The 24,706-nt window shown below is 70.6% G+C and carries 19 protein-coding genes and 1 pseudogene; 10 read left to right on the forward strand and 10 right to left on the reverse strand.

Annotation, left to right across the window (positions count from 1 at the left end; all coding sequences use genetic code 11):
* The first annotated feature begins 129 nt into the window (after positions 1-129).
* Positions 130-540 (forward strand): VOC family protein, encoded by a 411-nt coding sequence (locus PV679_RS02115; RefSeq protein ID WP_319678435.1) that lies wholly within the window; start codon positions 130-132, stop codon positions 538-540.
* 123 nt (positions 541-663) lie between these two features.
* Here PV679_RS02115 and nirD read toward each other — a convergent pair whose 3' ends face one another.
* The 3 genes from nirD to PV679_RS02130 are packed head-to-tail and all read right to left on the reverse strand — an operon-like array spanning position 664 to position 4,857.
* Positions 664-1,038 carry a nitrite reductase small subunit NirD gene (gene nirD, locus PV679_RS02120; protein WP_319678436.1) on the reverse strand — a complete coding sequence of 125 codons (375 nt, stop codon included), beginning with the start codon at positions 1,036-1,038 and terminating at the stop codon, positions 664-666.
* Positions 1,035-3,605, reverse strand: coding sequence for a nitrite reductase large subunit NirB (gene nirB, locus PV679_RS02125; RefSeq protein WP_319678437.1), 2,571 nt, complete (start codon positions 3,603-3,605; stop codon positions 1,035-1,037). Before nirB ends, nirD begins: the two co-directional genes overlap by 4 nt.
* A 1-nt stretch (position 3,606) precedes the next feature.
* Positions 3,607-4,857: an NAD(P)/FAD-dependent oxidoreductase gene (locus tag PV679_RS02130; RefSeq protein WP_319678438.1), complete on the reverse strand. Its 1,251-nt coding sequence runs from the start codon at positions 4,855-4,857 to the stop codon at positions 3,607-3,609.
* Between the two features lie 212 nt (positions 4,858-5,069).
* Here PV679_RS02130 and PV679_RS02135 point away from each other — a divergent pair, with 212 nt between their 5' ends.
* Positions 5,070-5,849 carry a sulfite exporter TauE/SafE family protein gene (locus PV679_RS02135; RefSeq protein WP_319678439.1) on the forward strand — a complete coding sequence of 260 codons (780 nt, stop codon included), beginning with the start codon at positions 5,070-5,072 and terminating at the stop codon, positions 5,847-5,849.
* Positions 5,850-5,973: 124 nt separating this feature from the next.
* Here PV679_RS02135 and PV679_RS02140 read toward each other — a convergent pair whose 3' ends face one another.
* Positions 5,974-6,117 carry a hypothetical protein gene (locus PV679_RS02140; protein WP_319678440.1) on the reverse strand — a complete coding sequence of 48 codons (144 nt, stop codon included), beginning with the start codon at positions 6,115-6,117 and terminating at the stop codon, positions 5,974-5,976.
* 233 nt (positions 6,118-6,350) lie between these two features.
* Positions 6,351-7,139, reverse strand: coding sequence for an aminotransferase class IV (locus tag PV679_RS02145; RefSeq protein ID WP_319678441.1), 789 nt, complete (start codon positions 7,137-7,139; stop codon positions 6,351-6,353).
* A gap of 121 nt (positions 7,140-7,260) precedes the next feature.
* Here PV679_RS02145 and PV679_RS02150 point away from each other — a divergent pair, with 121 nt between their 5' ends.
* From PV679_RS02150 to PV679_RS02160, 3 genes are all read left to right on the forward strand, one after another.
* Positions 7,261-8,007 (forward strand): NAD(P)H-dependent oxidoreductase, encoded by a 747-nt coding sequence (locus PV679_RS02150; RefSeq protein WP_319678442.1) that lies wholly within the window; start codon positions 7,261-7,263, stop codon positions 8,005-8,007.
* A 203-nt stretch (positions 8,008-8,210) separates the two neighbouring features.
* Complete coding sequence (cutA, locus tag PV679_RS02155; RefSeq protein ID WP_319678443.1) at positions 8,211-8,540, forward strand: divalent-cation tolerance protein CutA; 330 nt, start codon at positions 8,211-8,213, stop codon at positions 8,538-8,540.
* Positions 8,537-9,034 (forward strand): gamma-glutamylcyclotransferase family protein, encoded by a 498-nt coding sequence (locus PV679_RS02160; RefSeq protein WP_319678444.1) that lies wholly within the window; start codon positions 8,537-8,539, stop codon positions 9,032-9,034. The genes cutA and PV679_RS02160 overlap by 4 nt, the downstream gene beginning before the upstream one ends.
* On the opposite strand, the gene PV679_RS02165 is transcribed toward PV679_RS02160, so the two are convergent.
* Together PV679_RS02165 and PV679_RS02170 are read right to left on the reverse strand one after the other, a co-directional pair.
* Positions 8,991-11,258, reverse strand: a complete 2,268-nt coding sequence (locus tag PV679_RS02165; RefSeq protein WP_319678445.1) for a molybdopterin oxidoreductase family protein — start codon at positions 11,256-11,258, stop codon at positions 8,991-8,993. The two genes, PV679_RS02160 and PV679_RS02165, sit on opposite strands and share 44 nt — an antisense overlap.
* Positions 11,259-11,534: 276 nt before the next feature.
* Positions 11,535-12,272 (reverse strand): SanA/YdcF family protein, encoded by a 738-nt coding sequence (locus PV679_RS02170; protein WP_416069633.1) that lies wholly within the window; start codon positions 12,270-12,272, stop codon positions 11,535-11,537.
* A 306-nt stretch (positions 12,273-12,578) separates the two neighbouring features.
* On the opposite strand from PV679_RS02170, the gene PV679_RS02175 reads away from it, so the two are divergent.
* The gene (locus tag PV679_RS02175; protein WP_319678446.1) at positions 12,579-13,418 is read left to right on the forward strand and encodes a sirohydrochlorin chelatase; all 840 of its coding nucleotides are present in this window, start codon (positions 12,579-12,581) and stop codon (positions 13,416-13,418) included.
* A gap of 97 nt (positions 13,419-13,515) precedes the next feature.
* On the forward strand, positions 13,516-14,835 hold the full coding sequence (locus PV679_RS02180) for a deoxyguanosinetriphosphate triphosphohydrolase (RefSeq protein ID WP_319678447.1): 1,320 nt from the start codon (positions 13,516-13,518) through the stop codon (positions 14,833-14,835).
* Positions 14,836-14,955: 120 nt separating this feature from the next.
* Here the strand turns inward: PV679_RS02180 and PV679_RS02185 are convergent, their stop codons facing one another.
* A complete protein-coding gene (locus tag PV679_RS02185) occupies positions 14,956-16,008 on the reverse strand; it encodes a winged helix-turn-helix domain-containing protein (RefSeq protein WP_319678448.1) in 1,053 nt (350 codons plus the stop codon).
* Positions 16,009-16,160: 152 nt separating this feature from the next.
* Between PV679_RS02185 and PV679_RS02190 the strand changes: the two genes are divergently transcribed.
* The 3 genes and pseudogenes from PV679_RS02190 to PV679_RS02200 form a co-directional block, all read left to right on the forward strand.
* Complete coding sequence (locus tag PV679_RS02190) at positions 16,161-17,438, forward strand: NAD(P)/FAD-dependent oxidoreductase (RefSeq protein WP_319678449.1); 1,278 nt, start codon at positions 16,161-16,163, stop codon at positions 17,436-17,438.
* Between the two features lie 83 nt (positions 17,439-17,521).
* Entirely contained in the window at positions 17,522-19,429 is a 1,908-nt protein-coding gene (dnaG, locus tag PV679_RS02195) for a DNA primase (protein WP_319678450.1), read from the forward strand.
* Between the two features lie 184 nt (positions 19,430-19,613).
* Positions 19,614-20,745, forward strand: a pseudogene (locus tag PV679_RS02200) (RNA polymerase sigma factor); the annotation flags it as partial.
* Positions 20,746-20,814: 69 nt separating this feature from the next.
* Here the strand turns inward: PV679_RS02200 and PV679_RS02205 are convergent.
* Positions 20,815-22,740 carry an ABC transporter ATP-binding protein gene (locus PV679_RS02205; protein ID WP_319678452.1) on the reverse strand — a complete coding sequence of 642 codons (1,926 nt, stop codon included), beginning with the start codon at positions 22,738-22,740 and terminating at the stop codon, positions 20,815-20,817.
* Complete coding sequence (locus PV679_RS02210; RefSeq protein WP_319678453.1) at positions 22,740-24,473, reverse strand: ABC transporter ATP-binding protein; 1,734 nt, start codon at positions 24,471-24,473, stop codon at positions 22,740-22,742. Before PV679_RS02210 ends, PV679_RS02205 begins: the two co-directional genes overlap by 1 nt.
* Positions 24,474-24,706: the final 233 nt, after the last annotated feature.

Genomic DNA, 24,706 nt, shown 5'->3' on the forward strand with positions numbered 1-24,706 from the left:
GAGCCGCCGGTCCACCTCTCCGAAAGCCCACGACACCGGCCCTGCCGCCGGACAGGCTCGGACAGGCTCGTACGGAATCGGATTAAGCCGTACAAGCTCGGACAGGCTCGGACAGAAAAGAGAAGGCTCATGCCCACCCTGATCTTCGTCAATCTTCCCGTGAAGGACCTGGAGACCTCCAAGTCGTTCTTCGGCAAGCTCGGTTACTCGTTCAACCCGCAGTTCTCCGACGAGCGGTCCGCCTGCCTGGTCATCAGCGACACGATCTACGCGATGCTCCTGGAGGAGTCGAAGTTCAAGGAATTCATCTCGAAGGAGGTCGCGGACGCCTCGAAGACCACGGAGGTGATCTTGGCGCTCGGTGTCGAGAGCCGCGAGAAGGTCGACGAGATCGCCGACGCCGCTCTCGCGTCCGGCGGCTCACCGGCCGGCGAGACCATCGACCAAGGCTTCATGTACAACCGTTCCTTCCAGGACCCGGACCACCACATCTGGGAAGTGGTGTGGATGGACCCGGCGGCCGTCGAGGCTCAGGACTGAGTTCACAGGTCGCGACGGCCTTCCGGGGTGCGGAGGCACGCGTACCGCACCCCGGCGGGCCGCTCCGACGCGCAGACGCCGCTGTCCGGCGATCCGCCGGCCGACGGTCCGCCGGCCGGCGAACTACCGGCCGGCGATCCGCGACGGATAAACCCGGACGGACACCGACTCGTCGTCCAGACAGCGTCCCGTCGTCAGGTCGAAGCGCTGCTTGAGCAGCGGAGACGCCACGTACGGACGTCCGTCGCGGGCGCCGAGCAGGCCACGGGACAGGACCTGCGCGCCGGAGTACGGGTCGCGGTTGTCGATCGCGTACGGATGTCCGGCGCGGTCCAGGAACACGGCCGCCTGCCGGCCGTCCGGCAGCAGCGCCGCCACGCCCCGGCCCGGAGTGAGGACGGACAGCGCGCAGACCGTGAACCATCCGTCACCGAGCCGGAGCGCCAGTGTGCCGGGACGCGTCGCCGCGTCCTCGGCCGTATGCGCGGGCGCGGTCATCGGACCGTCGCTCCTTCCGGGACGAGGACCGTCAGGTCCGGCCTGACCTGGTCGCGTTCCGCCACGAACTTCACCGAAGGATCCGGCGCCTGAGGCGCGTTGACGAAGGACACGAAGCGCCGCAGCCGCTCCGGATCGCTGATCGTCTCCGCCCACTCGTCGCGGTATCCGGTCACATGCGCGGCCATGAGCTGTTCCAGTTCGGCGCAGAGTCCCAGCGTGTCATGGACCACCACGTCCCGGACATGCCCGAGTCCGCCTTCGATCCGCTCCAGCCAGGCGGAGGTGCGCTCCAGCCGGTCCGCGGTGCGGATGTAGAACATCAGGAACCGGTCGATCAGCCGCACCAGCTCCGCGTCCGGCAGATCCTGCGCGAGCAGGTTCGCGTGGCGCGGATTCGCGCCGCCGTTGCCGCCGACGTACAGGTTCCAGCCGTTCGCCGTGGCGATCACTCCGAAGTCCTTGCCGCGCGCCTCCGCGCACTCCCGCGCGCAGCCCGACACCGCCGACTTCAGCTTGTGCGGCGCGCGCAGGCCCCGGTAGCGCAGCTCCAGATCGATGGCCATCCGTACCGAGTCCTGTACGCCATAGCGGCACCAGCTCTGTCCCACACAGGACTTGACCGTCCGCAGCGACTTGCCGTACGCGTGTCCCGACTCGAAACCCGCGTCCACCAGCCGGGTCCAGATCAGCGGCAACTGCTCCACCCGCGCGCCGAGCAGATCGATCCGCTGACCACCCGTGATCTTCGTATAGAGACCGAAGTCCCGGGCCACCTCACCGATCACGATCAGTTTCTCCGGGCTGATCTCGCCGCCGGGAATCCGCGGCACGATCGAATACGACCCGTTGCGCTGGATGTTCGCCAGGAAATGGTCGTTGGTGTCCTGGAGCGCCGCCTGTTCGCCGTCCAGGACATAGCCGCTCACACCCAGTGCCGGCGCGAGCGAGGCGATGACCGAGGCGACGGCCGGCTTGCAGATCTCGCAGCCGTCGCCGCCGCGGGCCCGCTCGCGGCCGTGCGAGTCGAGGAGTGCGGCGTACGACGTGACGCGCAGCGTGCGGACGATCTCGTACAACTCGCTCCGGCTGTGCGGGAAGCAGCCGCACAGTCCCTTGTCGCCGTCGCCGCTCGTGGGCAGGAGCTGTCCGATGACCTTGACGCAGCTACCGCACCCCGTGCCCGCCCTGGTGCGCTCGCGCACCTCGGAGAGGGTGGCGCAGGCGGCGATCGCATCTTTGCTGACGTTGTGACAGCTACAGATCACCGCGCTGTCCGGCAGCGCCGCCGGGCCGAGCGCCGCCGGTGCGCCGGCGCTCGCGGGCAGGACCAACTGTTCCGGCGGGACGGGCGGTACGGAGCCGGTGAGCGGACGCAGCATGCCGTAGGCGTCGGCGTCACCCACGAGGACACCGCCGAGCAGAGTGCCGTCCGGATCGATCACCAGCTTCTTGTAGACGCCGGAGCGGGAGTCCGCGTAGATGACGTCCAGAGAGCCGGGAGCGGCGCCGTGCGCGTCGCCGAACGACGCCACGTCCACACCGAGCAGCTTGAGCTTGGTCGAGAGATCGGCGCCGGTGAAGCCGCCGGTTGTGTTTCTGTCGGCTTCGGCGCTTCCGGCGTCGCTTCCTCCTTCGCGCGCCAGTACGCCGGCGACGGTGACGGCCATCTCGTAGCCGGGCGCCACCAGCCCGTACACCCGGCCGTCCGAGGCCAGCGCGCACTCGCCGATCGCGAAGACGGCCGGGTCGGAGGTGCGGCACCACTCGTCGACGGCGATGCCGCCGCGTTCGCCGACCGTCAGACCGGAGTCGCGGGCGAGCTGGTCCCGGGGACGTACACCGGCGGAGAAGACGACGAGATCGGTGGCGAGGACCGAGCCGTCCGACAGCGCCATGCCGTTGACCGCGCCTTTGGCGTCCGTCGTCACCTCCCGCGTTCCCACGCCCGTGTGCACCGTCAGTCCCATGGATTCGATGGTGCGCAGCAGGGCCGCGCCGCCGCCTCCGTCGATCTGGACGGGCATCAGCCGAGGCGCGAACTCGACGACATGGGTGTCGAGCCCGAGTCCCTTGAGCGCGCCGGCCGCCTCCAGGCCGAGCAGCCCGCCGCCGACGACCGCACCGGTGCGGGCCGTCTTCGCGTACTCCTCGATCGCGAGGAGATCCTCGATCGTGCGGTAGACGAAGCAGCCGGCCGCGTCCTTGCCGGGCACGGGCGGCACGAAGGGATAGGAGCCGGTGGCGAGCACCAGCGTGTCGTAGCGGAAGGTCCGTCCGGCCCGCGAGGTGACCGTGCGCGCGATGCGGTCGACGGTCTCGGCCGGATCGCCGAGATATGGCTCGATCCCGTGCCGCGTCATGAAGTCCGGTTCGGCGAGCGCGAGTTCCTCAGGTGTACGGCCGGAGAAGTACGAGGTCAGCCGGACCCGGTCATAGGCGGGCCTGGGCTCCTCGCAGAGCACCACCACACGGGCGCGGGAGAGCACGCCGCGCTCGGCGAGGGCCTCCAGAAACCGCTGACCGACCATGCCGTGGCCGACGAGCACGATCGTGGGAGTGGACATCTCAGAAGCCTCCATCGGCGGTGAGCAGGTGAAGCAGTGGCGTGGCGGACGGCAGCGGTTCGTCGCTCTCCCAGGTGCGGGCGAGTGCGCCGACGGCGGCGAGATCTCCGATGAGCACGCCGCCGACCAGCCGGTCCTCGCGGACGACGACCTTGCGGTACGCGCGGCGGGTGGCGTCCGCGAGCTGGACGACATCGTCGCCGGGGAGAGGGTCCGGCTGTCCGAAGACGGCCAGATCGAGCGGGCGGGAACCGGCGACGGTGCCGGTACGGCTCTGCCGCGGCGGCGCGTCGTGCGCGGCGGCGAGCGGGCCGGGCAGGGTGAGACGGGTCAGCGCGCGGGTCCCCGGGTAGCGCGGCCCCGGTGATGTCAGCGACCGCGCCAGCACATCGGCCTGTTCCAGCGCCGGACCCGCGAGGCCGTAGACGCGGCCCGCGTGTTCCGCGCAGTCACCGATGGCGCGGATGTCCGGGTCCGATGTGCGCAGCTCGTCGTCGACCACGATCCCGTCGCGCACAAGCAGCCCGGCGGACCGGGCCAGGCCGGTGCGGGGCCGTACTCCGCAGGCCAGGACCACCAGATCCGCGTCGAGGACATGGCCGTCGGCCAGTTCGGCGGTCGTACCGCGCGGGCCGCGCAGCCGCCGGACCCGGCACTCGGTGTGCACCTCCACACCGAGCTCTTCGAGATGAGCACGGACCAGCGCGCCCGCCGCCGCGTCGAGTTGGCGCTCCATGAGACGCTCGCCCTGCTGGGCCAGCAGCACCTCCGCGCCTCGCTCGGCCAGCGCCCGGGCCGCCGACACTCCGAGCAGCCCGCCGCCGATGACGACCGCGCGTGCTCCGGGACGTACGGCCGCGGCGAGCGCCAGGCAGTCGTCCATCGTACGGAACGGACGCACGCCGTCCGGCAGCTCACCGGCATCCGGTCCGAGCAGCGGCGGCAGTACCGGATTCGAACCGGTCGCCAGGACCAGCGTGCCGTATCCGATCGCGCCGCCGTCGGCGCAGTGCACCGTCCGCGCCGTCCGGTCGACGCGGACCGCGCGGATTCCGCGCCGTACGGGCGTCCCGGGCAGCGCGATCACCTCGGGTCCGTACCGGCCGGCGAGCACCTCCGCGAGCAGCACTCTGTTGTAGGGAGCGTGCGGCTCCTCACCGAGGACGGTGACGTCCGCGCCGAGCTGCCGGGCACGCACCGCCAGCCGCGTGCCCGCCAGACCGGCGCCGATCACCACGATGTCCGAGGTCATGTCCGGCAGCCTGCGCGGCGGCTGTTACCCGGCCGGATCGCCGCCGTTTCCCGTACGGAACGCTGCCCTCAGCGCGGCCGGGACCGGACTGTGAGGGCGGCAGGCCAATGGTGGCAGACGGGCCGGGACGGTGGCCGGGCGGAGTGGCGCGTGGCGCATGCCGTCCGAGGTCGATGGACAGGGCACGCATCTCGTCCCATAGGCTCGCGGCCATGCCCGACATCTCGCTGACCACGCTCGTTCTGCTCTGCCTCGCCGCGGCCGGGGCCGGCTGGATCGATGCCGTGGTGGGCGGCGGAGGGCTGCTGCTCCTGCCCGCGATGCTGCTCGGCCTGCCGCACGTACCCGCCGCGAACATCCTCGGCACCAACAAGGCGGTGGCCATCGTCGGCACGACGGGCGCGGCGGTGACCTATCTCCGCAAGGCGCCGGTCGATATGAGGACGGCCCTGCGAATAGGGCTCACGGCGCTTGTCGGCTCGATGACGGGCGCCTTCTTCGCGGCCGGGATCAGCAGCGAGGTGCTGCGACCCGTGATCATGGTGGTGCTGCTGGGAGTGGCGGCCTTTGTGCTGCTGCGTCCGTCCTTCGGCAGGGCGCAGGCGGGCGGACCGGTCACACGCCGTCGTACGGTCACCGCGATCGTCCTGGTCGGCGGCGGCATCGGCTTCTACGACGGGCTGTTCGGGCCGGGCACCGGGACCTTTCTGGTCCTCGCGCTGACCGCCGTACTCCACCTCGATCTGGTGACCGCGTCCGCCACCGCGAAGATCGTGAACGTATGCACCAACGGCGGCGCGCTCGCGATGTTCGCCTACCAGGGCACGGTGATGTGGCGGTTGGCCGCGCTGATGGCGGTGTTCAATCTGGCGGGCGGGATGTTCGGCGCGCGGATGGCGCTCAGGAAGGGCAGCGAGTTCGTCCGCGGGGTGCTGCTGGTGGTGGTGTTCTCGCTGGTCGCGAAGCTCGCGTTCGACCAGTGGACAGCCTGATGTCCTTATGGGCGTCCGCACGGGCGGCTGGACCACGCGGTGCCGGTTCCCCGCCCGTGTCAGCGATGAGCGTGACAGGGGCGGGGACGACGGGCGGGGGACGGGACGGTGGAGGCCGGTCCCGTCAATTGCCCTGCGCGCCGCTCGCCCGGCCGCGCAGCCGGCTCCCGCCGACGACGGCTGCGGACTGAGCCGCCTCCGTCGCGATCTGGATGATGTCGGGTCCGGTGAGACCGCCGGAGCCGCTCCTGGTGGCAGTGGTGCGCATCGTGGTCCTCCGGGCGGGATGGCGGTCTTCACCTCAGAGATAAGGCGCCTGAGCCGCGCACGCCTGCTGATGGATGGTCAGATCCGGCGGCCCGGAGCCGTGTGTCATCCGCGCGAGAGGGCTTCCTCGCAGGTCAGAGCCGATGGCGACGGATCGCCCGGCTCGGTGGCCGTGCCACGCCGAACGGGTGACACGGCACCGGCCTCCCGCCGTGCGAGCGCAGGCCCTCCGGCTCAGAGCCGGTCCCACTCCACCTGGTCGTAGAGCTCCGTCACCGTCTTCAGCACCGCCGCGTCGCCCGGCAGGACCGTCTCGTCGATCCGGGCCACCGGTGCGACTCCATGGGAGTTGGTGACAAAGGCCGCGCGGTACGAGGACAAGTCCGCCAGCGTGACCTCCCGGCGCGCGGACGGGAGACCGGCGGACGGAAGGAGCGGCTCCAGCAGGGCCATGGTGATGCCGGTCAGGGCCGGAGCGTCCGGCCAGATGACCGAGTCGCCGTCCCAGAGAGCGATATTGGCGATCGCGGTCTCCGACACCACTCCGTCCGGACCCACGAGCAGCGCGTCGTCGAATCCCGCGCGCCGGGCGAGGCGGCCGTAATGCGTCTGCGCGAAGCCGCCGAGATGTTTGATGTGGGCCACCGGACGCCGGTACGGGACGGACATCAGGCTCTGCGCCCGGTCGTCCAGGAACGCCGGAGGCCGCACCGTGACCATCAGGGTCGCGTCCGCCGTTCCTTCGGGCCAGTGGACATACACCCGGGCCGAGGCGTCTCTGGTGTCACCGAGTGCCTGCCGCAGAAGGTCCCGCACGCGGTCGCCGTCCAGCGCCGCGCCGAACAGTTCCCGGGTCGAGGCGTCCAGCCGGGCGAGATGGAGCGCCAGGCCGCGCACACCGCCGTCCCTGACCTGCATGGCGGTGAAATGACCATAGGTGTCGAGCGCGCGCAGGCGCAGATCCGCCTCGGTCGCGGGTCGGCCGTCTACCTCAATGTGCGGTCGCGGAGCGGCAGTCGTCATGCTCCACACCCTATGACGGGCTCGTTTTTGACCAGCCGGGCCGGACGAGTCAGGTCCGCGACGGCGGCCTGACGCTGACCAAGCTTGACGTGAACCAAGCTTGAGGTATCACGCTCTTCTCATGGACATCACCACAGACGGCATCAAAGTCGTCAACGCGGATATTTCCTCGGACGCCATGACGGACACCGTGCCGGACATCACGGACACCGTGCCGGACGTCGCCTCGCGTCAGTCCGTGCCCGGGTCGCTCCCGGAGCCTGACGCACCTCGCGAGCCTCTCGAACCTCACGCGCCTCTGAGACTCGCTGTCATCCTCGGCAGCAACCGTGAGGGCCGCTTCGGCCCGGTCATCTCCGACTGGTTCCTCTCCCGCGCCGCCGAGCGCACCGACTTCACCACCGAACTGATCGATCTGGCCGGGACGGACCTGCCGACCGCACTCTCCTTCAATCCGGGTCCCGCCGTCCGGGCGGAACTCGCCAAGGTCACCTCGCGGCTGGCCGACGCCGACGCGTTTGTCCTGCTCACGCCCGAGTACAACCACTCCTTTCCCGCCGCGGTCAAGTCGCTGATCGACTGGCACTACAACGAATGGCAGGCCAAGCCCATCGGCTTTGTCTCCTACGGCGGGATCTCCGGCGGACTGCGCGCCGTCGAACAGCTCCGGCAGGTCTTCGCCGAGCTGCACGCCGTCACCGTCCGCGACACGGTCTCGTTCCAGAACGCGAGGGCGAACTTCGACGACGAGGGACGGCCCAAGGATCCGACCGGCTGTGACGCCGCGGCCAAGGCGATGCTCGACCAGCTCGCCTGGTGGGGACTGGCTCTGCGGGAGGCCAAAGCCAGGCGTCCGTACGGCGGTTGAGGACGCCGGGCTGCCGGGGCCCGGTCAGGGCCCGCCCGGCGCCGGATCCGGCACCGGCCCGGCCTCGGACCTGACACCTGACAGGACCGCGGCCGTGGTTCCGCACGGTGTTTGATGAGGTGGTGAAGTGACGCCCGTACGGGACCCGCGCGACCCGGCCCGGGTCCCGGCCTCCCGCCTCCCGCTGACGAAGGAGCCCGACCGTGACTCTCGCCGAATGCCTGACCGTGCTGACCACGACCGACAGCGCCGACAAGGCGGACGAGCTGGCCCGGGGCGTGATCGAGGCCCGGCTCGCCGCCTGCGCGCAGATCTCCGCACCGGTCACCTCCGTCTACCGTTGGCAGAGTGCGATCGAGACCACCGAGGAGTGGCAGATCCTCTTCAAGACCACCGCCGCCTGTTACGAAGCGCTGGAGGCCCATCTCAAGGCGGCTCACGACTACGACACACCGGAGATCATCGCCACGCCCGTGGTGCGCGGCAGCGCCGAGTATCTGGCGTGGCTCACCAAGGAGGCCGTCGCGCCATGAGACCGGAGCGCGGGACAGCCGCAGCGCTGCCGTTCTTCGTCTACGGCACGCTGCGGCCGGGCGAACGCAACCACGGCCTGTTCCCGCGCGGTCGCACGGCCCGGCAGGAACCGGCCCGGCTGGCAGGAGCGCTCCTGTACGACGGTCCCGGCTATCCGTACGCGGTCGAGGCTCCTGGCGTGATCGTCGGTGAACTGGTGACGGCGGCGCCCGAGGTGTACGGCGAACTGCTGTGCGTGCTCGACCAGTTGGAGGAGTACGAGGCGCCCGGCGACCCGCGCAACGTCTACGAACGCGCCGTCCGCGATGTCCTGCGGGCGGACGGCACGACGGCCAGGGCCTGGGTCTATCTCGCGGCGCCGCGCGTGGCCCGCGAACTGCGGACACGGGGCCGTCCGATCGCCGGCGGCGACTGGCTCGCGCGGGCCGTCCACGCGCACCGGGCCGTCGTCAGTCCGTCTTCTCCCGCTCCAGCCGTACCGCGCAGACCTTGAACTCCGGCATCCGCGAAGCCGGATCGAGCGCCGGGTTGGTGAGATTGTTGGCCCGGCCCTCGCCCGGCCAGTGGAACGGCATGAACACCGTGTCCGGCCGGACGGCGTCCGTGATCCGCGCGGGCGCGACCGCTCGCCCGCGCCGCGAGACCACCACCAGCGCATCGCCTTCGCCGGCCCCGAGCCGTGCCGCGAGCCGTGGATGCAGCTCGACGAACGGCCCGGGCGCGGCGGCGTTCAGCTCTGCCACACGCCGGGTCTGGGCTCCCGACTGGTACTGGGCGACGACCCGACCGGTCGTCAGCAGCACCGGATACTCCGCGTCGGTCTCCTCCGCCGCCGGCCGATGGACGACCGGCACAAAGCGCGCCCGCCCGTCCGCGGTGGCGAACCGGTCGAGAAAGAGCCGAGGCGTGCCGGGATGAGCGGCACCGGCACCGGCACCGGCACCGAGCCGGACACCGGACGCGGCACCGGAGTCAGGCCGCGTGTCCGGACGGGACTCTCCTCGCGGTTCCGGACCCGCGTCCGTGGCCGTACTCGTGGCCGGACCGGTACTCGTGGCCGGACCGGTACTTGTCCCCGGACCGGTACTTGTCTCCGGCCCCGTACTCGTCTCCGGGCACGGCCAGAACACGCCGTCCTCCTCCGCGATACGCCGGTAGGTGATGCCCGAATAGTCCGCCGGGCCGCCCGCCGAGGCGCGGCGCAGCTCCTCGAACACCTCCTCCGGATCGGTGGGAAAGCCCTTCTCGTGGCCCAGCAGCCCGGCCAGTCCGTGCAGCACCTCCAAGTCGGTGCGTACCCGCGGCGGAGGGTCCAGCGCCTTGCGGCGCAGCAGCACGCGTCCCTCCAGATTGGTGGTCGTACCCGTCTCCTCCGCCCACTGGGCCGCCGGGAGCACCACGTCCGCGAGCGCCGCGGTCTCCGAGAGCACGACATCCGCCACCGCCAGGAAGTCCACTGACCGCAGCCGCCGCTCGATGTGCGCGGCACGCGGTGCGGAGATCACCGGATTCGAACCCATCAGCAGCAGCGCCTTCACCTCGGTGCCCAGGGCGTCGAGCAGTTCGTACGCACTGCGTCCCGGTCCCGGCAGTGAGTCCGGCGACACGCCCCACACCTTGGCCACCACCGCCCGCGCCACCGGGTCGTCCAGTCGCCGGTAGCCGGGCAACTGATCGGCCTTCTGGCCGTGTTCGCGGCCACCTTGGCCGTTGCCCTGACCGGTGAGACAGCCATAGCCGGAGAGCGGGCGGCCCGCCCGTCCCGTCGCGAGACACAGGTTGATCCACGCGCCGACGGTGTCCGTGCCCTTGGACTGCTGCTCGGGCCCGCGCGCGGTGAGCACCATCGCCGACCCGGCCCCGCAGAACAGCTCCACCGCCTCGCGCAGCGCCGGGACCGCCACGCCGGTGATGCGCTCGACCAGCTCCGGCCAGTGCGCCATCGCCCCGGCCCTGGCCTCCTCCCAGCCGGACGTACGCTCCCGGATGAAGTCCTCGTCCGTATGTCCCTGCGCCACCACGAGATGCAGCAGCCCCAGTGCGAGTGCCAGATCCGTACCGGGCCGAGGTGCCAGATGCAGATCGGCCTGTTCGGCGGTCCGCGTCCGGCGCGGGTCCACGACGATCAGCTTGCCGCCGCCCGCCCGCAGTTCCGTGAGATATCTGAGCGCGGGCGGCATGGTCTCCGCGAGATTCGAACCGACGAGGATGACGCAGCCCGTGCGCGGAACGTCCTCCAACGGAAACGGCAGCCCGCGGTCCAGGCCGAAGGCCCGCTGGTGCGCGGCGGCCGCCGACGACATGCAGAAGCGTCCGTTGTAGTCGATCTGCGACGTCCCGAGCACGACTCTGGCGAACTTCCCGAGCGAGTACGCCTTCTCATTGGTGAGGCCGCCGCCTCCGAACACCCCGACCGCGTCCGGGCCATGGACCGCTCTCGTACGTGCCAGCCCGTCGGCGACGGCGCGCAGCGCCTCGTCCCAGCCGGCCGGTTCGAGCCGGCCGGTGGCGGGACTTCTGATCAGCGGCTCGGTCAGCCGGACCCGGGACGAGAGCAGCGCGGGAGCGGTACGGCCCTTGCCGCACAGCGCGCCCCGGTTCACCGGGAAGTCCGTGCGCTCGACCACCTCGACGGCCCGGCCTTCGGCGAGACGCAGATTCATCCCGCACTGCAACGCGCAGTAGGGGCAGTGGGTGGACGTGGTGGGCTCGGTCATCGGGCCAGCGTGCGGCGACCGTGTTACGCGCCCGGCCGCACCTGGTTACACGCCGGGCACGGCCTCCTCAGCCACGCCGGTCCCGGCCCGTGAGGCAGTGGCGGTACGGTCACCGGCCGCCGGTGACGGCACGCTGCCTCCGAGCGGGACGGGCCGCGCCGTCGCACCGACCGGCCGCGCCTGCTGTCCGTCGCCTGCCGTCCCTCGTCAGCCGTTTCCGCCCGCCGTCCGACGCCCGCCGTCCGACGCCCGCCGTCCGACGCCTGCCGTCCCTCGTCAGCCGTTTCCGCCCGCCGCCATCAGTGCTCTGGCCACTCCTGTCTCGACCGGTCCGAGGAATCTGGGATCGGGCCGCAGCACGGCGTCGACCGCGGCCTTGCCGGCGGCGAACACCTCGCGTATCCCGCCGTAGTACCAGGTCACGTCGTGCGGTTCGGTGACCCCGACGCCGTACGACTCGACACCCGCCGCCCGGCAGAGCGCCACCGCGCGCCGGACATGGAAGCCCTGTGTCACCAGGACGGCCCGGTCCACTCCGAATATCTTCCGGGCCCGTACACAGGAGTCCCAGGTGTCGAATCCCGCGTAGTCGCTGACTATTCGCTCGTCCGGGACTCCGCGTCCGACGAGATAGGTCCGCATCGCGTCCGGCTCGTCGTACTCCTCACGGCTGTTGTCACCGGTGACCAGCACGACTCTCACTCTGCCCGCGCGGTACAGCTCCGCCGCCGCGTCGAGCCGGTGCGCGAGATACGGCGTCGGCGCGCCGGACCGCAGTCCGGCACCGAAGACCACCGCGACATCCTGGGCCGGGACGTCCGCGACGGTACGGACGCGGCTGTCGGCGACCGCGTGCATCCAGGTCGCGGGCGCCAGCGCGAACACACACCCGAGCATGACGGCCTGCGCGGCCCGGCGCTGCCAACGCCGGGTGCGGAGCAGCCGTTTCAGCGATGACAGCCGTGGCCCGCGTGGCCGGGCCGGGCCCGGTCGCGACGGTTTCGGCAGTGACATGATCCCCCCGTTCGATCGTGGTCCCCGTTCGGTCCACTCTGTACGACGACCGGCGGCACCGATCAGTTCGCGTACAGGTGCGGCGAGAGCCGGGCGGCCCTCGGCCCACGGCGGAAGGCTCCTTTCCGGTCCGCCGGTTCCGAACGAATTCCACCGTAGGTGAGAGGTCTGACAACGCCTCTCCGGAGCCTGTGAGGTGGTGGAAAACCGCGGTCACTCCCGCGCAACGGCCAGGCAACCGGGCCCCGGCAGAATCGGCTCAGCAGCCGGCTCGGCCACCTCGCACCGAACGGAACCCGCGGAAACATGCACAGCGACCGTCCCGCCCTCATGAGCCCCGCCCTCGTTGTCGTCGCGCACGGCAGCCGGGATCCACGCGCTCTGCGCACCATCACGGAGCTTCTGGACCGCGTCCGTGAACTGCGCCCTGACCTGGACGTACGGCTCGGACACATCGAGATCGACGAGCCACGGCTGCCGGACACGCTCGCCGCTCTAAAAGCCGACCGGGCCGACCGGATCGGCCGGGCCGTCCTTGTGCCTCTGCTGCTCAGCCGTGGCGTCCATGTCAAGCGCGACCTGCCCGCCGCCGCGGCGTCCGCACCCGGGCTGGACATCCGGATCGCCGCCCCGCTCGGGCCGCATCCGCTGCTCGTGGAGACGTTGTACGCCCGTCTCGTCGAAGCGGGCTGGCGGACCTCCGACTCGGCTGCCACACGGTCTCCGGACGCCACGGACGGCCGCGGACGACAGGTCACCGGTGTCGTGCTGGCCGCGGCGGGCTCGCGGGATCCGCAGTCCGCGGCGGACACCCGGCGCACGGCCGAGCTGCTCAGCCGCCGCCTCGGCGGTGTGCCGGTCGTCCCGGGATATGCCTCCGCCGCCTCGCCCACCATCGCCGGGGCCCTCCGCGCTCTCGCCGCGCGTGGCTGTCACCGGGCCGCGATCGCCTCGTACTTCACGGCTCCCGGTCACTTCGCCACGCGTGGCGCGGCCCACGCGCCCTGGATCGCCGCCGCTCCGCTCGGCGCTCATCCGGCGATGGCCGCGCTGCTGCTCCGGCGGTACGAGGAGGCGTCGGCGACGCCGTACGGGACGGGCCACCGACGGCTCCTCGCCACCTCCGCCGACGCGTTTCGGATGTAGCGACGGCCGTCCGCGCCGCCTCCGCCGACGCGTTTCGGATGTAGCGACGGCCGTCCGCGCCGTCTCGTCTGTCAGCGACTCCGGTTACCTTCGGTGCATGGCAGGTACCACCGGCATCACCACACCGCACCCCTCAGGACCGGCGGGCGCGTACGACGACACGGCCACCGAGCGCTGGGCCGCCGAGCCCGACAAGCGTCCCGGGCGCACCGCGTTCCAGCGCGACCGCGCGCGCGTGCTGCACTCCTCGGCGCTGCGCCGGCTCGCCGGCAAGACCCAGGTGGTGACCCCGGGATCCCGGAGCCAGCAGTGGGACGCCAGTCCTCGCACCCGGCTGACGCACTCCCTGGAGTGCGCGCAGGTCGGGCGCGAGCTGGGCGCGGCGCTGGGCTGCGATCCGGATCTGGTCGAGGCGGCGTGTCTCTCCCACGACATGGGCCATCCGCCTTTCGGTCACAACGGCGAGCAGGCGCTCAACGACTTCGCGAGGGACTGTGGCGGCTTCGAGGGCAACGCCCAGTCGCTCCGGCTGCTGACCCGGATCGAGCCGAAGCGCTTCGTGGGCTCGGAGGAGACCGGCGGGCTGGTCAGCGTCGGCCTCAATCTCACCCGGGCCGCGCTGGACGCGGCCACCAAATACCCCTGGCCGCGCGGCGCCCATCCCGTCGAGCCGGGCTCGCTGAAGTTCGGTGTGTACGAGGACGACCTGCCGGTCTTCGGCTGGGCCCGGCAAGGTGCTCCGGCGGACCGTATCTGCTTCGAGGCGCAGGTCATGGACTGGTCCGACGATGTCGCCTACTCCGTCCACGACTTCGAGGACGGTCTGCACGCCGGCCATGTCGACCCCGCCGCGCTCTCCTCCGAGTCCGAGCGGCGCGGCATCTGGTCGGCCGCCATCGGCAGGTATGTGCCACGGGACACCGATCCGCAGGAGCTGTCCGCCGCGCTCGACCGGCTCATGGGACAGGAGTGGTGGCCACACGGTTACGACGGCTCAGCCGTCGCGCAGGGCCGGCTCAAGGACGCCACCAGCCAGCTCATCGGCCGGTTCTGTCTGGCCGCCGAGACCGCGACCCGGCAGGCGTACGGCACGGGACCGCTGACCCGGTACGCCGCCGAGCTGGTCGTCCCGCGTGCGGCCCGGCACGAGTGCGCGGTCCTCAAGGCGGTCGCGGACCGCTATGTCATGCAGCGCGCGGAACAGGAGGCGCTCCGCGCCGACCAGCGGATCGTCCTGGCCGAGCTGGCCGAGGCGCTCACGGCCCGCGCTCCGGAAGGGCTGGATCCGCAGTTCCGCGCGCTGTTCGACGCGGCGCCCGACGACCGGGCGCGCAAACGCGTCATCGTCGACCAGATCGCCTCGCTCACCGACGCGGTGGCCCGGTCGCTGCACGCGGGACTCACCGGCCGGCCCTGACCGGCCGCGTGAGCCGTTCCACGAGCCAGGTCCATGAGCCGCTTCCATGAGCCTGGTCCATGAGCCGCTTCCATGACCCCGTCCCATGAGCCGGAGACGAGCCGCCTGTCCCGCCTCCGATCACTCCCGCACCCGTCCGTCCAGCAGCGCCTCTCCCAGCGCCGTCCTCGAATGGACGACGGCGTTGCCCCGGCGCTCCGAGGCGATCAGGCCCGCCTCCCGCAGCACCGTCGCGTGCCGGCTCGCCGTCGACAGCGTCAGCCGTAGCCGCGTGCCGAGCTGCGAGGTCGTCAGCGGCCGGTCCAGGATGTCCAGCGCGGCCGCCCTGGTGTGACCGATGAGCCGGGCCAGCGGCGGCGCCTGTGCCGGGCCGGCCGCCGCCGTACCGTCCGCGCCGTCCCGGCCGCGCGCCGACCGCGCCCGTTCCAGCCAGCCGGGGGCCGGCGCCAGCGGATGCACCAGCACCGGCGGCAGCTCCGAATCGGCCAGCTTCACCGGATACCGCACACAGAAGAACGCCGGGATCATCGTCAGCGGTCTCCCGCCGAGCACGAGTTCGTCATCGACCGGATACGCGGCCTCCAGGACCCCGTCCCGGCCCAGCGTCCCGTCCCGCCGTACCAGCTCCGGCTGATAGCTGGCCAGCAGACCGTCCGGCCCGCCGTCCAGCGCCGCCGCGGCCCGCACCGGCCGGTCCGCGGCCACCGCCGCCCGGATCTCGTCCCCGTACGGTTCCACCGCCACCGCGTAGTAGCGGCGCAGCGCGTCGCCCAGGCCCTCCAGCGCGCGCGGATCACCCTCCGCGAGCCGCCGCGCTCCCGGCGGCAGCGGCCCGCCGCCGAAGGTCAGCGAGATCTCCTCGCCGAGGCGCGCGGCGGGCGTGGACAGCACCTGGTCGAGACCCGTCTCCAGCTCCCTGACGCCCTGCCCGGGAGTGAGGAAATCGGGGAAATAGTGTGCCCAGGGGCACAACCGGTTCAGTGCGGCGACCGTGGAGGTGAGTCCGGCCCGCGCGATCGCGGCCCGCACCTCGCGCCGCCAGGGATCGAAGACCAGCGCCGCCTGCCGGTTCTGCAGCAGATGCAGACTGAGAACGATCTCCCACAGCGGGTCGGGCCGCGCCGCCACACGCAGCACATTGAGATCTTCGGAGGTGAAATAGATGCGTAACATGCGCCCCTCATGCCTCACGGCTCCTGATGCACGCTGGTACGAGAGTAGCCAGATCACGGCAGTGAGACACGCCCGTGGAGCGTTCCCTCTTTCGCCATCACGCTCCGTGCGGGACGCTCGCAGATGGCGGCAGCATGAAGAGGAGGCACCAAGTGGTCGACGCACATCGGACATTTGTCATCGTCGGCGGTGGGCTGGCGGCGGCGAAAGCCGCGGAAACCCTGCGCGCGGAAGGATTCACCGGCCGAGTGATCCTCATCGGTGACGAGCGTGACCACCCCTATGAACGTCCGCCCCTGTCCAAGGGCTATCTGACCGGCAAGGACGAACGGGACAGCGTCTTCGTGCACGAGCCCGCCTGGTACGCCCAGGCCGAGGTCGAGCTGCATCTCGGACAGACCGTCACCTCCGTCGACCGGCACACCCGGTGCGTGCACCTCGGCGACGGCACCTCCGTGCGCTACGACAAGCTGCTGCTGGCCACCGGCGCCGAACCGCGCCGGCTCGACATCCCCGGTACGGATCTGGCGGGCGTCCACCATCTGCGCCGCCTCGCCCACTCCGACCGGCTGCGGCAGGTGCTCACCGCTCTCGGCCGCGACAACGGCCATCTCGTGATCGCCGGGGCCGGCTGGATCGGCCTGGAGGTCGCGGCGGCCGCTCGTGGATACGGCGCGGAGGTCACCGTCGTCGAGGCCGCGGCGACCCCGCTCCACCAGGTCATCGGTCCCGAACTGGGCGAGCTCTTCACCGAACTCCACCGTGAGCACGGCGTCCGTTTCCACTTCGGCGCGCGGCTCACCGAGATCATCGGCCAGGACGGCATGGTCCTGGCGGCCCGTACGGACGACGGCGAGGAGCATCCGGCCCACGACGTGCTCGCCGCGATCGGCGCCGCGCCGCGGACGGCCCTCGCCGAGGCCGCCGGCCTCGATCTCGCCGACCGCGCCGACGGCGGCGGCATCGCCGTGGACTCCGCTCTGCGCACCTCCGACCCCGACATCTTCGCGGCCGGTGACGTGGCGGCGTTTCCACCGGCCGGCTGGGGCGTCACTCCGTCCGTCTCCCGGCTGCGCGTCGAGCACTGGGCCAACGCGCTCAACGGCGGCCCGGCCGCCGCCCGCGCCATGCTCGGCCAGGACATCACCTACGACCGTGTCCCGTACTTCTTCTCCGACCAGTACGACCTGGGCCTGGAGTACTCGGGCTGGGCGCCGCCCGGCTCGTACGACCAGGTGGTGGTACGCGGCGACGCCGGCAAGCGGGAGTTCGTGGCCTTCTGGCTGAAGGACCGCAAGGTACTCGCCGGGATGAACGTCAATGTGTGGGACGTCACCGACGACATCCAGCGCCTGATCCGCTCCGGCCGGCCGCAGGACCTGGAGGCCCTCGCCGACCCGGGCGTCCCGCTCGGCTCCCTGGGAGTCTGACGGGCACGGCCGCGTCCGGCCCGGCGGCCGTCGGAGGATCCGGCACCGGTCAGGACTCTCCGCGCGCCCCGTAGAATTCACGCGTGGCCGGCAGGATCAACGATGACGACGTGAAGGCGGTACGGGACGCGGTCCCGATCGACGCCGTCGTGTCCGAGTACCTCCAGCTACGCAGCGCGGGCGGCGGCAACCTCAAGGGCCTCTGCCCCTTCCACGACGAGAAGTCCCCGTCCTTCCAGGTCAGTCCGAGCAAGGGTCTCTTCCACTGCTTCGGCTGCCAGGAGGGCGGGGACACCATCGCCTTCGTGATGAAGATCGACCATCTCTCCTTCTCCGAGACGGTCGAGCGGCTCGCCGCGCAGACGGGCATCACGCTCAGATACGAAGAAGGCGGCTACAACCCGGCCGGCCAGCGCGGCGAGCGCACCCGGCTGGTCGAGGCACACAAGATCGCCGCGCAGTTCTACGCCGAGCAGCTCTCCGGCGCCGAGGCCGAGACCGGCCGGAAGTTCCTCGCCGAGCGCGGCTTCGACCAGGCGGCGGCCGAGCATTTCGGTGTCGGCTACAGCCCGGTGGGCTGGGACCATCTGACCCGCTATCTGCGCGGCAAGGGCTTCACCGACAAGGAACTGCTGCTCTCCGGCCTCTCCCAGGACGGCCGCCGCGGCCCGATCGACCGCTTCCGCGGCCGGCTGATGTGGCCCATCCGCGACATCTCCGGCGAGGTCGTCGGCTTCGGCGCGCGCAAACTGCGCGACGACGACAACGGCCCGAAGTACCTCAACACCCCAGAGACCGCGATCTACAAGAAGTCCCAGGTGCTGTACGGCGTCGACCTGGCCAAGAAGGACATCGCCAAGGCCAGCCGGGCCGTCGTCGTCGAGGGCTACACCGATGTGATGGCCTGCCATCTCGCCGGTGTCACCACCGCCATCGCGACCTGCGGTACGGCCTTCGGCGGTGACCACATCAAAATCCTCCGACGGCTGCTGATGGACAACGGCAGCGCTCGGGTGATCTTCACCTTCGACGGGGACGCGGCCGGCCAGAAGGCCGCGCTGCGCGCCTTCGAGGACGACCAGAAGTTCGCCGCCGAGACCTATATCGCCATCGCTCCGGACAACATGGACCCGTGCGAGCTGCGTCTCGCCAAGGGCGACGAAGCCGTCCAGGACCTGGTCGAACCCCGCACACCGCTCTTCGAGTTCGCGATCCGCCAGATCGTCTCGCGCTACGACCTGGAGACCCCGGCCGGCCGTGGCGCCGCACTCGACGAGGCCGCTCCGATCGTCGCCCGGATCAAGAACGGCTCCTCGCAGCACGAGGTCGCCGTCCAGCTCGCCGGCATTCTCGGCATCCTCGACACCCAGTTCGTGGTCAAACGCGTGTCGCAGGTGGCCCGTTGGGCGCGGGACCGCGGCGGCCGAGGCCCGGCCGGCCCGGCGGCGGCCCGTCCTGGCGCGCCGTCGTACGAGACCCGGGCCGCGGTGGCTCCCTCCGGACCCGCGCTCAATCTCCGTAATCCGGTCCACAGCACCGAGCGCGAGCTGCTGAAGCTGGCGCTCCAGCGGCCCGAGCTGGTCTCTCCGGCGTTCGACGCGTACGGCGCCGACGAGTTCACGGCCCCGCCGTACGCGATGGTCCGGCAGTGCATCGACGACGCCGGCGGCGCCGAACAAGGCGTGTCCGACTCCCGGGAGTATCTCGCCCGGGTCCTCGAAGCCGTTCCGGACGACTCCGTGCGCAAACTCGTCACCGAGCTGGCGGTCGAGGTGTTCCGGGGCAAGACCATCGACGAGCTGTACGCGGGACACCACCTCGTCCAGGTCCGCGTCCGCGCGGTGGACCGCCGGATCCAGGACATCGCCTCCACCCTCACCAGGCTCGCCAGCAGCGGCGATCCCGAGCGCTACGCCGCCGTGCAGAACGACCTCTGGGTGCTTCAGCAGTACGGTCAGGCCCTGCGCACCCGCGGCGCGGACGCCCTGTAGAGCCGCGCGGACCGCCTCCGCGACATCCACCGGTAACGGCCCGGTCACGCACGGGACGCAGAAAGTCACCGCACGCCCCTCGTGGCAGCGACGTGTCGTACCCCACACTGAGGTTCGATCCGCTCATCGTGTACAGGACGGCCCGGCGGCCCGGCCGCCTCCGTCCCGCCGCTGCACGACCCCGAACCGGCACCCCGAACCGGCAGCGATCACCCTGGAGGTCGCCCCCCGTGCAGACCCAGACCGTGACCGAGACCCTTACCGAGACGCCGGCCGTGGCCCTGGCCCCGCCGCCGGCCCATGCCCGCCTGGCGACGGCCGTCGAGATCCTCGTCGAGGACCCCGTGGAGGCGCCGATCGGGCCCGCGCCCCGCGGCCGGCGCGCGAGCCGCACCGACACCGGCGGACCCTCCTCCGACCTCTTCCGCCAGTATCTGCGGGAGATCGGCCGTATCCCGCTGCTCACCGCCGTCGAGGAGGTGGACCTGGCCCGCCGCGTCGAGGCCGGTCTCTTCGCCGAGGAGAAACTGAGCAGCACACCCGGTCTTGACTCCGGGCTCGCGCTGGATCTCGACCGGCTGGTCGTGCTGGGCCGGATGGCCAAGCGCCGGCTGATCGAGGCGAATCTGCGGCTCGTCGTCTCCGTGGCCAAGCGTTATGTGGGACGCGGACTGACCATGCTCGATCTTGTCCAGGAGGGAAATCTTGGCCTGATCAGAGCCGTCGAGAAGTTTGACTACACGCGCGGCTACAAGTTCTCGACGTACGCGACCTGGTGGATCCGCCAGGCGATGTCCCGGGCGCTGGCCGACCAGGCGCGCACCATCCGGGTCCCGGTCCATGTGGTCGAACTGATCAACCGTGTCGTACGGGTCCAGCGCCGGCTCCTCCAGGAGCGCGGCTGTGAACCGACAGCCGAAGAGGTCGCCGCCCAGCTCGAACTGGCTCCCGAGCGGGTCACCGAGGTACTCCGGCTCGCCCAGGAGCCGGTCTCCCTGCACACTCCGGTCGGCGAGGAGGACGATGTCGCGCTCGGTGATCTGATCGAGGACGGTGACGCCGCCTCTCCGGTCGAGTCCGCGGCCTTCCTGCTGCTGCGCCAGCACCTTGAGGCGGTGCTCTCCACTCTCGGTGAGCGCGAACGCAAGGTCGTCCAGCTCAGATACGGCCTGGCCGACGGCCAGGCCCGGACGCTGGAGGAGATTGGCAGGATCTTCGGCGTGACCCGCGAACGCATACGCCAGATCGAGTCCAAGACACTGAACAAGCTGCGCGTCCACAACTCCGCCGACCAGCTCCGCGGCTATCTCGACTGACCCGGCGCCGCGCCCCGCCCTTACGGCAGGCGGCGGCGCGGCGCCGTGGTCCTCCTCAGCCGTCCGAGGTCATTCCACCTCGACGACGGCCTGCGCGAACTGGGCCGCGTACAGCCGTGCGTACGCGCCTTCCGCCGCCAACAGCTCGTCGTGCGTGCCCTGTTCGACGATCGCGCCGTTCTCCATCACCAGGATGACGTCCGCGTCCCGGATCGTGGAGAGCCGGTGCGCGATCACAAAGCTCGTACGCCCGTGGGCCAGCCGCGCCATCGCCTTCTGGATCAGCACCTCGGTACGGGTGTCCACCGAGCTGGTGGCCTCGTCCAGCACCAGGATCACCGGGTCGGACAGGAACGCCCGCGCGATGGTGATGAGCTGCTTCTCGCCGGCGCTGACGCCGGAGCCCTCCTCGTCGATCACCGAGTCGTAGCCGTCGGGAAGCGTACGGACGAAACGGTCGGCGTGGGCCGCCCGCGCCGCCTCCTCGATCTCCTCCCGGCTGACCTCGCGCGAAGCGCCGTACGCGATGTTCTCCGCGATCGTGCCGCCGAAGAGCCAGGTGTCCTGGAGGACCATGCCGATCCCGGAGCGCAGTTCCTCGCGGGACATCTTCGCGATATCCGTGCCGTCCAGAGTGATCCGGCCGTCCGTCACCTCGTAGAACCGCATCAGCAGATTGACCAGTGTGGTCTTGCCCGCACCGGTCGGGCCGACTATCGCGACCGTCTGTCCCGGGTCCACCTGGAGCGACAGACCGTCGATCAGCGGCTTGTCGGGGGAGTAGCGGAACGAGACGTTCTCCAGGGCCACCTGTCCCCGCCGCTTGCGCAGCCGCTCCACCGCGGGCGCGTCGGGCTCCTGCTCCTCGGCGTCCAGCAGCTCGAATATCCGCTCGGCGGACGCCACTCCGGACTGCACCAGATTCGCCATCGAGGCGACCTGCGTCAGAGGCATCGAGAACTGCCGCGAGTACTGGATGAACGCCTGCACATCACCGATCGTCAGCGTGCCCGAGGCGACCCGCAGCCCGCCGACGACCGCGACCAGCACATAGTTGAGGTTGGATATGAAGAGCATCAGCGGCTGCATGATCCCGCTGTTGAACTGCGCCTTGAAACCCGCCTCGTAGAGCTGGTCGTTCTGCTCCCGGAACGCCTCGGCCGACTCGTCCTGCCGCCCGAAGACCTTCACCAGGGCATGCCCGGTGTACATCTCCTCGATATGCGCGTTGAGCGTGCCCGTGACCTTCCACTGCTGTACGAACTGCGGCTGGGACCGCTTGCCGATCCTCGCCGCCACGAACACCGACAGCGGCACCGTCACCAGCGCGACCAGCGCCAGCAGCGGCGAGATCCAGAACATCATCCCCAGCACACCGAGGATCGTCAGCAGCGAGTTGATGAGCTGACCCATCGTCTGCTGCATGGTCTGCGAGATGTTGTCGACGTCGTTCGTGGCGCGGCTGAGCACCTCGCCGCGCGGCTTCTGGTCGAAGTAGGCCAGCGGCAGCCGCGAGAGCTTCGCCTGCACGTCCTCCCGCATCCGGAACACCGTGCGGTTGATGACCCGGATCGAGAGCCGCGTGGATATGAGCATCAGCAGCCCGGCGCCCAGATAGACCAGCAGCGCCACCAGCAGGACTTCGCCCACCGCGCCGAAGTCGATACCGCGGCCCGGTGTGAAGTCCACCCCGGAGAGCAGGTCCGCGAGTTGGCCGTCGCCCTTCTCCCGCAGCCCGGCGAGGGTCTCCGCCTTGGTGGCTCCGTCCGGTGTCTGCCGGCCGATCACTCCCGCGAAGATCAGGTCGGTGGCCTGGCCGAGGATCTTCGGGCCGGTCACCGACAGCGCCACGCTCACCACACCGGCCGCGAGCATCCACCACAGCGTGGTCTTCTCCACGGCCAGCCGCCGCAGCAGCCGCTTGCCCGATCCCTTGAAGTCCATCGACCGCTGCGTCGGGCCGGCCATCATCATGCGTCCGCCTGGACCGCTCATCAGGCAGCCTCCGCCTCGGTCAGTTGGGAGAGCACGATCTCCCGGTATGTTTCGTTCTCCGCCATCAACTCGTGATGGCGGCCCTCACCGACGACCCGGCCCTCGTCCAGGACCACGATCCGGTCGGCGTCACGGATGGTGGAGACCCGCTGAGCGACGATCACCACCGTCGCCTCCGCGGTCTCCGTCGCCAGTGCGTGGCGCAGCGCCGCGTCCGTGGCGTAGTCCAGCGCCGAGAAGGAGTCGTCGAACAGATAGATCTCAGGACGCCGCACCAGCGTCCGCGCGATCGCGAGCCGCTGCCGCTGTCCGCCGGAGACATTCGTACCGCCCTGCGAGATCGGCGCGTTCAGCCCGCCCTCCAGAGTGGTGACGAACTCCTTCGCCTGCGCCACCTCCAGCGCGTGCCACAGGTCCTCGTCGGTCGCGTCCGGATTGCCGTAGCGCAGATTCGTCGCGACCGTCCCCGAGAAGAGATACGGCTTCTGCGGCACCAGGCTCACGGTCCTCGCCAGCAGTACGGGATCGAGCTCCCGCACATCCTGTCCGTCGACGAGCACCGTTCCGCCGGTCGCGTCGAACAGCCGCGGTACGAGACCGAGCAGCGTCGACTTGCCGCTGCCCGTCGACCCGATGACCGCGGTCGTCTCGCCAGGCCGTGCGACCAGCGTCACATCCCGCAGCACCGGCTCTTCGGCGCCGGGGAAGCGGAACTCCGCGCCGCGTACCTCCAGATGTCCGTGTCTGCGCAGCTCGCTCACCGGGTTCATCGGCGGTACCACACTCGACCTGGTGTCCAGCACCTCTTCGATGCGCTCGGCGCACACCTCGGCGCGCGGCACCATCATGAACATGAAGGTGGCCATCATCACAGCCATCACGATCTGCATCAGATACGCGAGGAACGCGGTCAGCGCGCCGATCTCCATGCCGCCGCTGTCGATGCGGTGCGCGCCGAACCAGACGACGGCGATCGACGACACGTTCACGACCGTCATCACGGTCGGGAACATCAGCGCCATCAGCCGGCCGGTGGACACCGCGACATCGGTCAGCTCGGTGTTGGCCTCCCGGAAGCGGCCCTTCTCGTAGTCGTCCCGGACAAAGGCCCTGATCACGCGGTTGCCGGTGATCTGCTCGCGCAGGATCCGGTTCACCGAGTCCAGCCGGGTCTGCATGCTCCTGAACAGCGGCCGCATGCGCTTGACGATGAGGCTCACGGCGATGCCGAGCACCGGCACCACGGCCAGCAGCACACCGGACAGCGGGATGTCCTGGCCGAGCGCCATGACGATGCCGCCGACGCACATGATCGGCGCGGACACCATCAGCGTGAACGACATCAGGACCAGCATCTGCACCTGCTGGACGTCATTGGTGGTGCGGGTGATCAGCGTGGGAGCTCCGAACTGCCCCACCTCGCGGGCCGAGAAGCTCTGCACCCGTTCGAAGATGGCGGCCCGTACATCACGGCCGAGGGCCGAGGCGGTCCGGGCGCCGTAGTACACGGCGCCGATGTTGCAGATCACCTGGAGGACACTGGCGGCGATCATGATGCCGCCGAACTCCAGGATGTAGCCCGTGTCTCCCTTCACCACACCGTTGTCGATGATGTCGGCGTTGAGGGTGGGCAGATAGAGGGTGGCGGCTGTCTGCAGGAGCTGGAGCACCACCAGCAGGGCTATGGGTCTCTTGTAGGGAGCGAGGTGGGCACGCAGAAGTCGTAGGAGCACGCGGAGTCTCTCGGAGTCGGCTCGGGAATCGGCTGGATCGGGCTGGATCGGGCTGGATCGGGAATCGGCTGGATCAGGGATCCGACCCCATCTTGCGGCACTCCGCCCACCGGGCCCCACGGATTTATGTCCAAGGCCGGGTCAAGAAGCCGCCTGTCGCGCCGCCGTGGTGAGTCCTGCGCCACATACCGCGCGCCGCACCTCACGACACCGGGCCTGACGCCGGGTCTTAC

The sequence above is a fragment of the Streptomyces sp. AK02-01A genome (assembly GCF_033795305.1).
Lineage (GTDB): Bacteria > Actinomycetota > Actinomycetes > Streptomycetales > Streptomycetaceae > Streptomyces.

Bases quoted from the DNA above. Each gene is read 5' to 3' on its own strand.
- PV679_RS02165 (WP_319678445.1), bottom strand. From the start codon at position 11,258: ATGACCGAGCCCACCACGTCCACCCACTGCCCCTACTGCGCGTTGCAG.
- PV679_RS02160 (WP_319678444.1), top strand. From the start codon at position 8,537: ATGAGACCGGAGCGCGGGACAGCCGCAGCGCTGCCGTTCTTCGTCTAC.
- PV679_RS02115 (WP_319678435.1), top strand. From the start codon at position 130: ATGCCCACCCTGATCTTCGTCAATCTTCCCGTGAAGGACCTGGAGACC.
- PV679_RS02135 (WP_319678439.1), top strand. From the start codon at position 5,070: ATGCCCGACATCTCGCTGACCACGCTCGTTCTGCTCTGCCTCGCCGCG.
- PV679_RS02185 (WP_319678448.1), bottom strand. From the start codon at position 16,008: ATGTTACGCATCTATTTCACCTCCGAAGATCTCAATGTGCTGCGTGTG.
- nirD (WP_319678436.1), bottom strand. From the start codon at position 1,038: ATGACCGCGCCCGCGCATACGGCCGAGGACGCGGCGACGCGTCCCGGC.
- PV679_RS02140 (WP_319678440.1), bottom strand. From the start codon at position 6,117: ATGCGCACCACTGCCACCAGGAGCGGCTCCGGCGGTCTCACCGGACCC.
- PV679_RS02145 (WP_319678441.1), bottom strand. From the start codon at position 7,139: ATGACGACTGCCGCTCCGCGACCGCACATTGAGGTAGACGGCCGACCC.
- PV679_RS02150 (WP_319678442.1), top strand. From the start codon at position 7,261: ATGGACATCACCACAGACGGCATCAAAGTCGTCAACGCGGATATTTCC.
- PV679_RS02180 (WP_319678447.1), top strand. From the start codon at position 13,516: ATGGCAGGTACCACCGGCATCACCACACCGCACCCCTCAGGACCGGCG.
- PV679_RS02170 (WP_416069633.1), bottom strand. From the start codon at position 12,272: ATGTCACTGCCGAAACCGTCGCGACCGGGCCCGGCCCGGCCACGCGGG.
- nirB (WP_319678437.1), bottom strand. From the start codon at position 3,605: ATGTCCACTCCCACGATCGTGCTCGTCGGCCACGGCATGGTCGGTCAG.
- PV679_RS02205 (WP_319678452.1), bottom strand. From the start codon at position 22,740: ATGAGCGGTCCAGGCGGACGCATGATGATGGCCGGCCCGACGCAGCGG.
- PV679_RS02130 (WP_319678438.1), bottom strand. From the start codon at position 4,857: ATGACCTCGGACATCGTGGTGATCGGCGCCGGTCTGGCGGGCACGCGG.
- PV679_RS02175 (WP_319678446.1), top strand. From the start codon at position 12,579: ATGCACAGCGACCGTCCCGCCCTCATGAGCCCCGCCCTCGTTGTCGTC.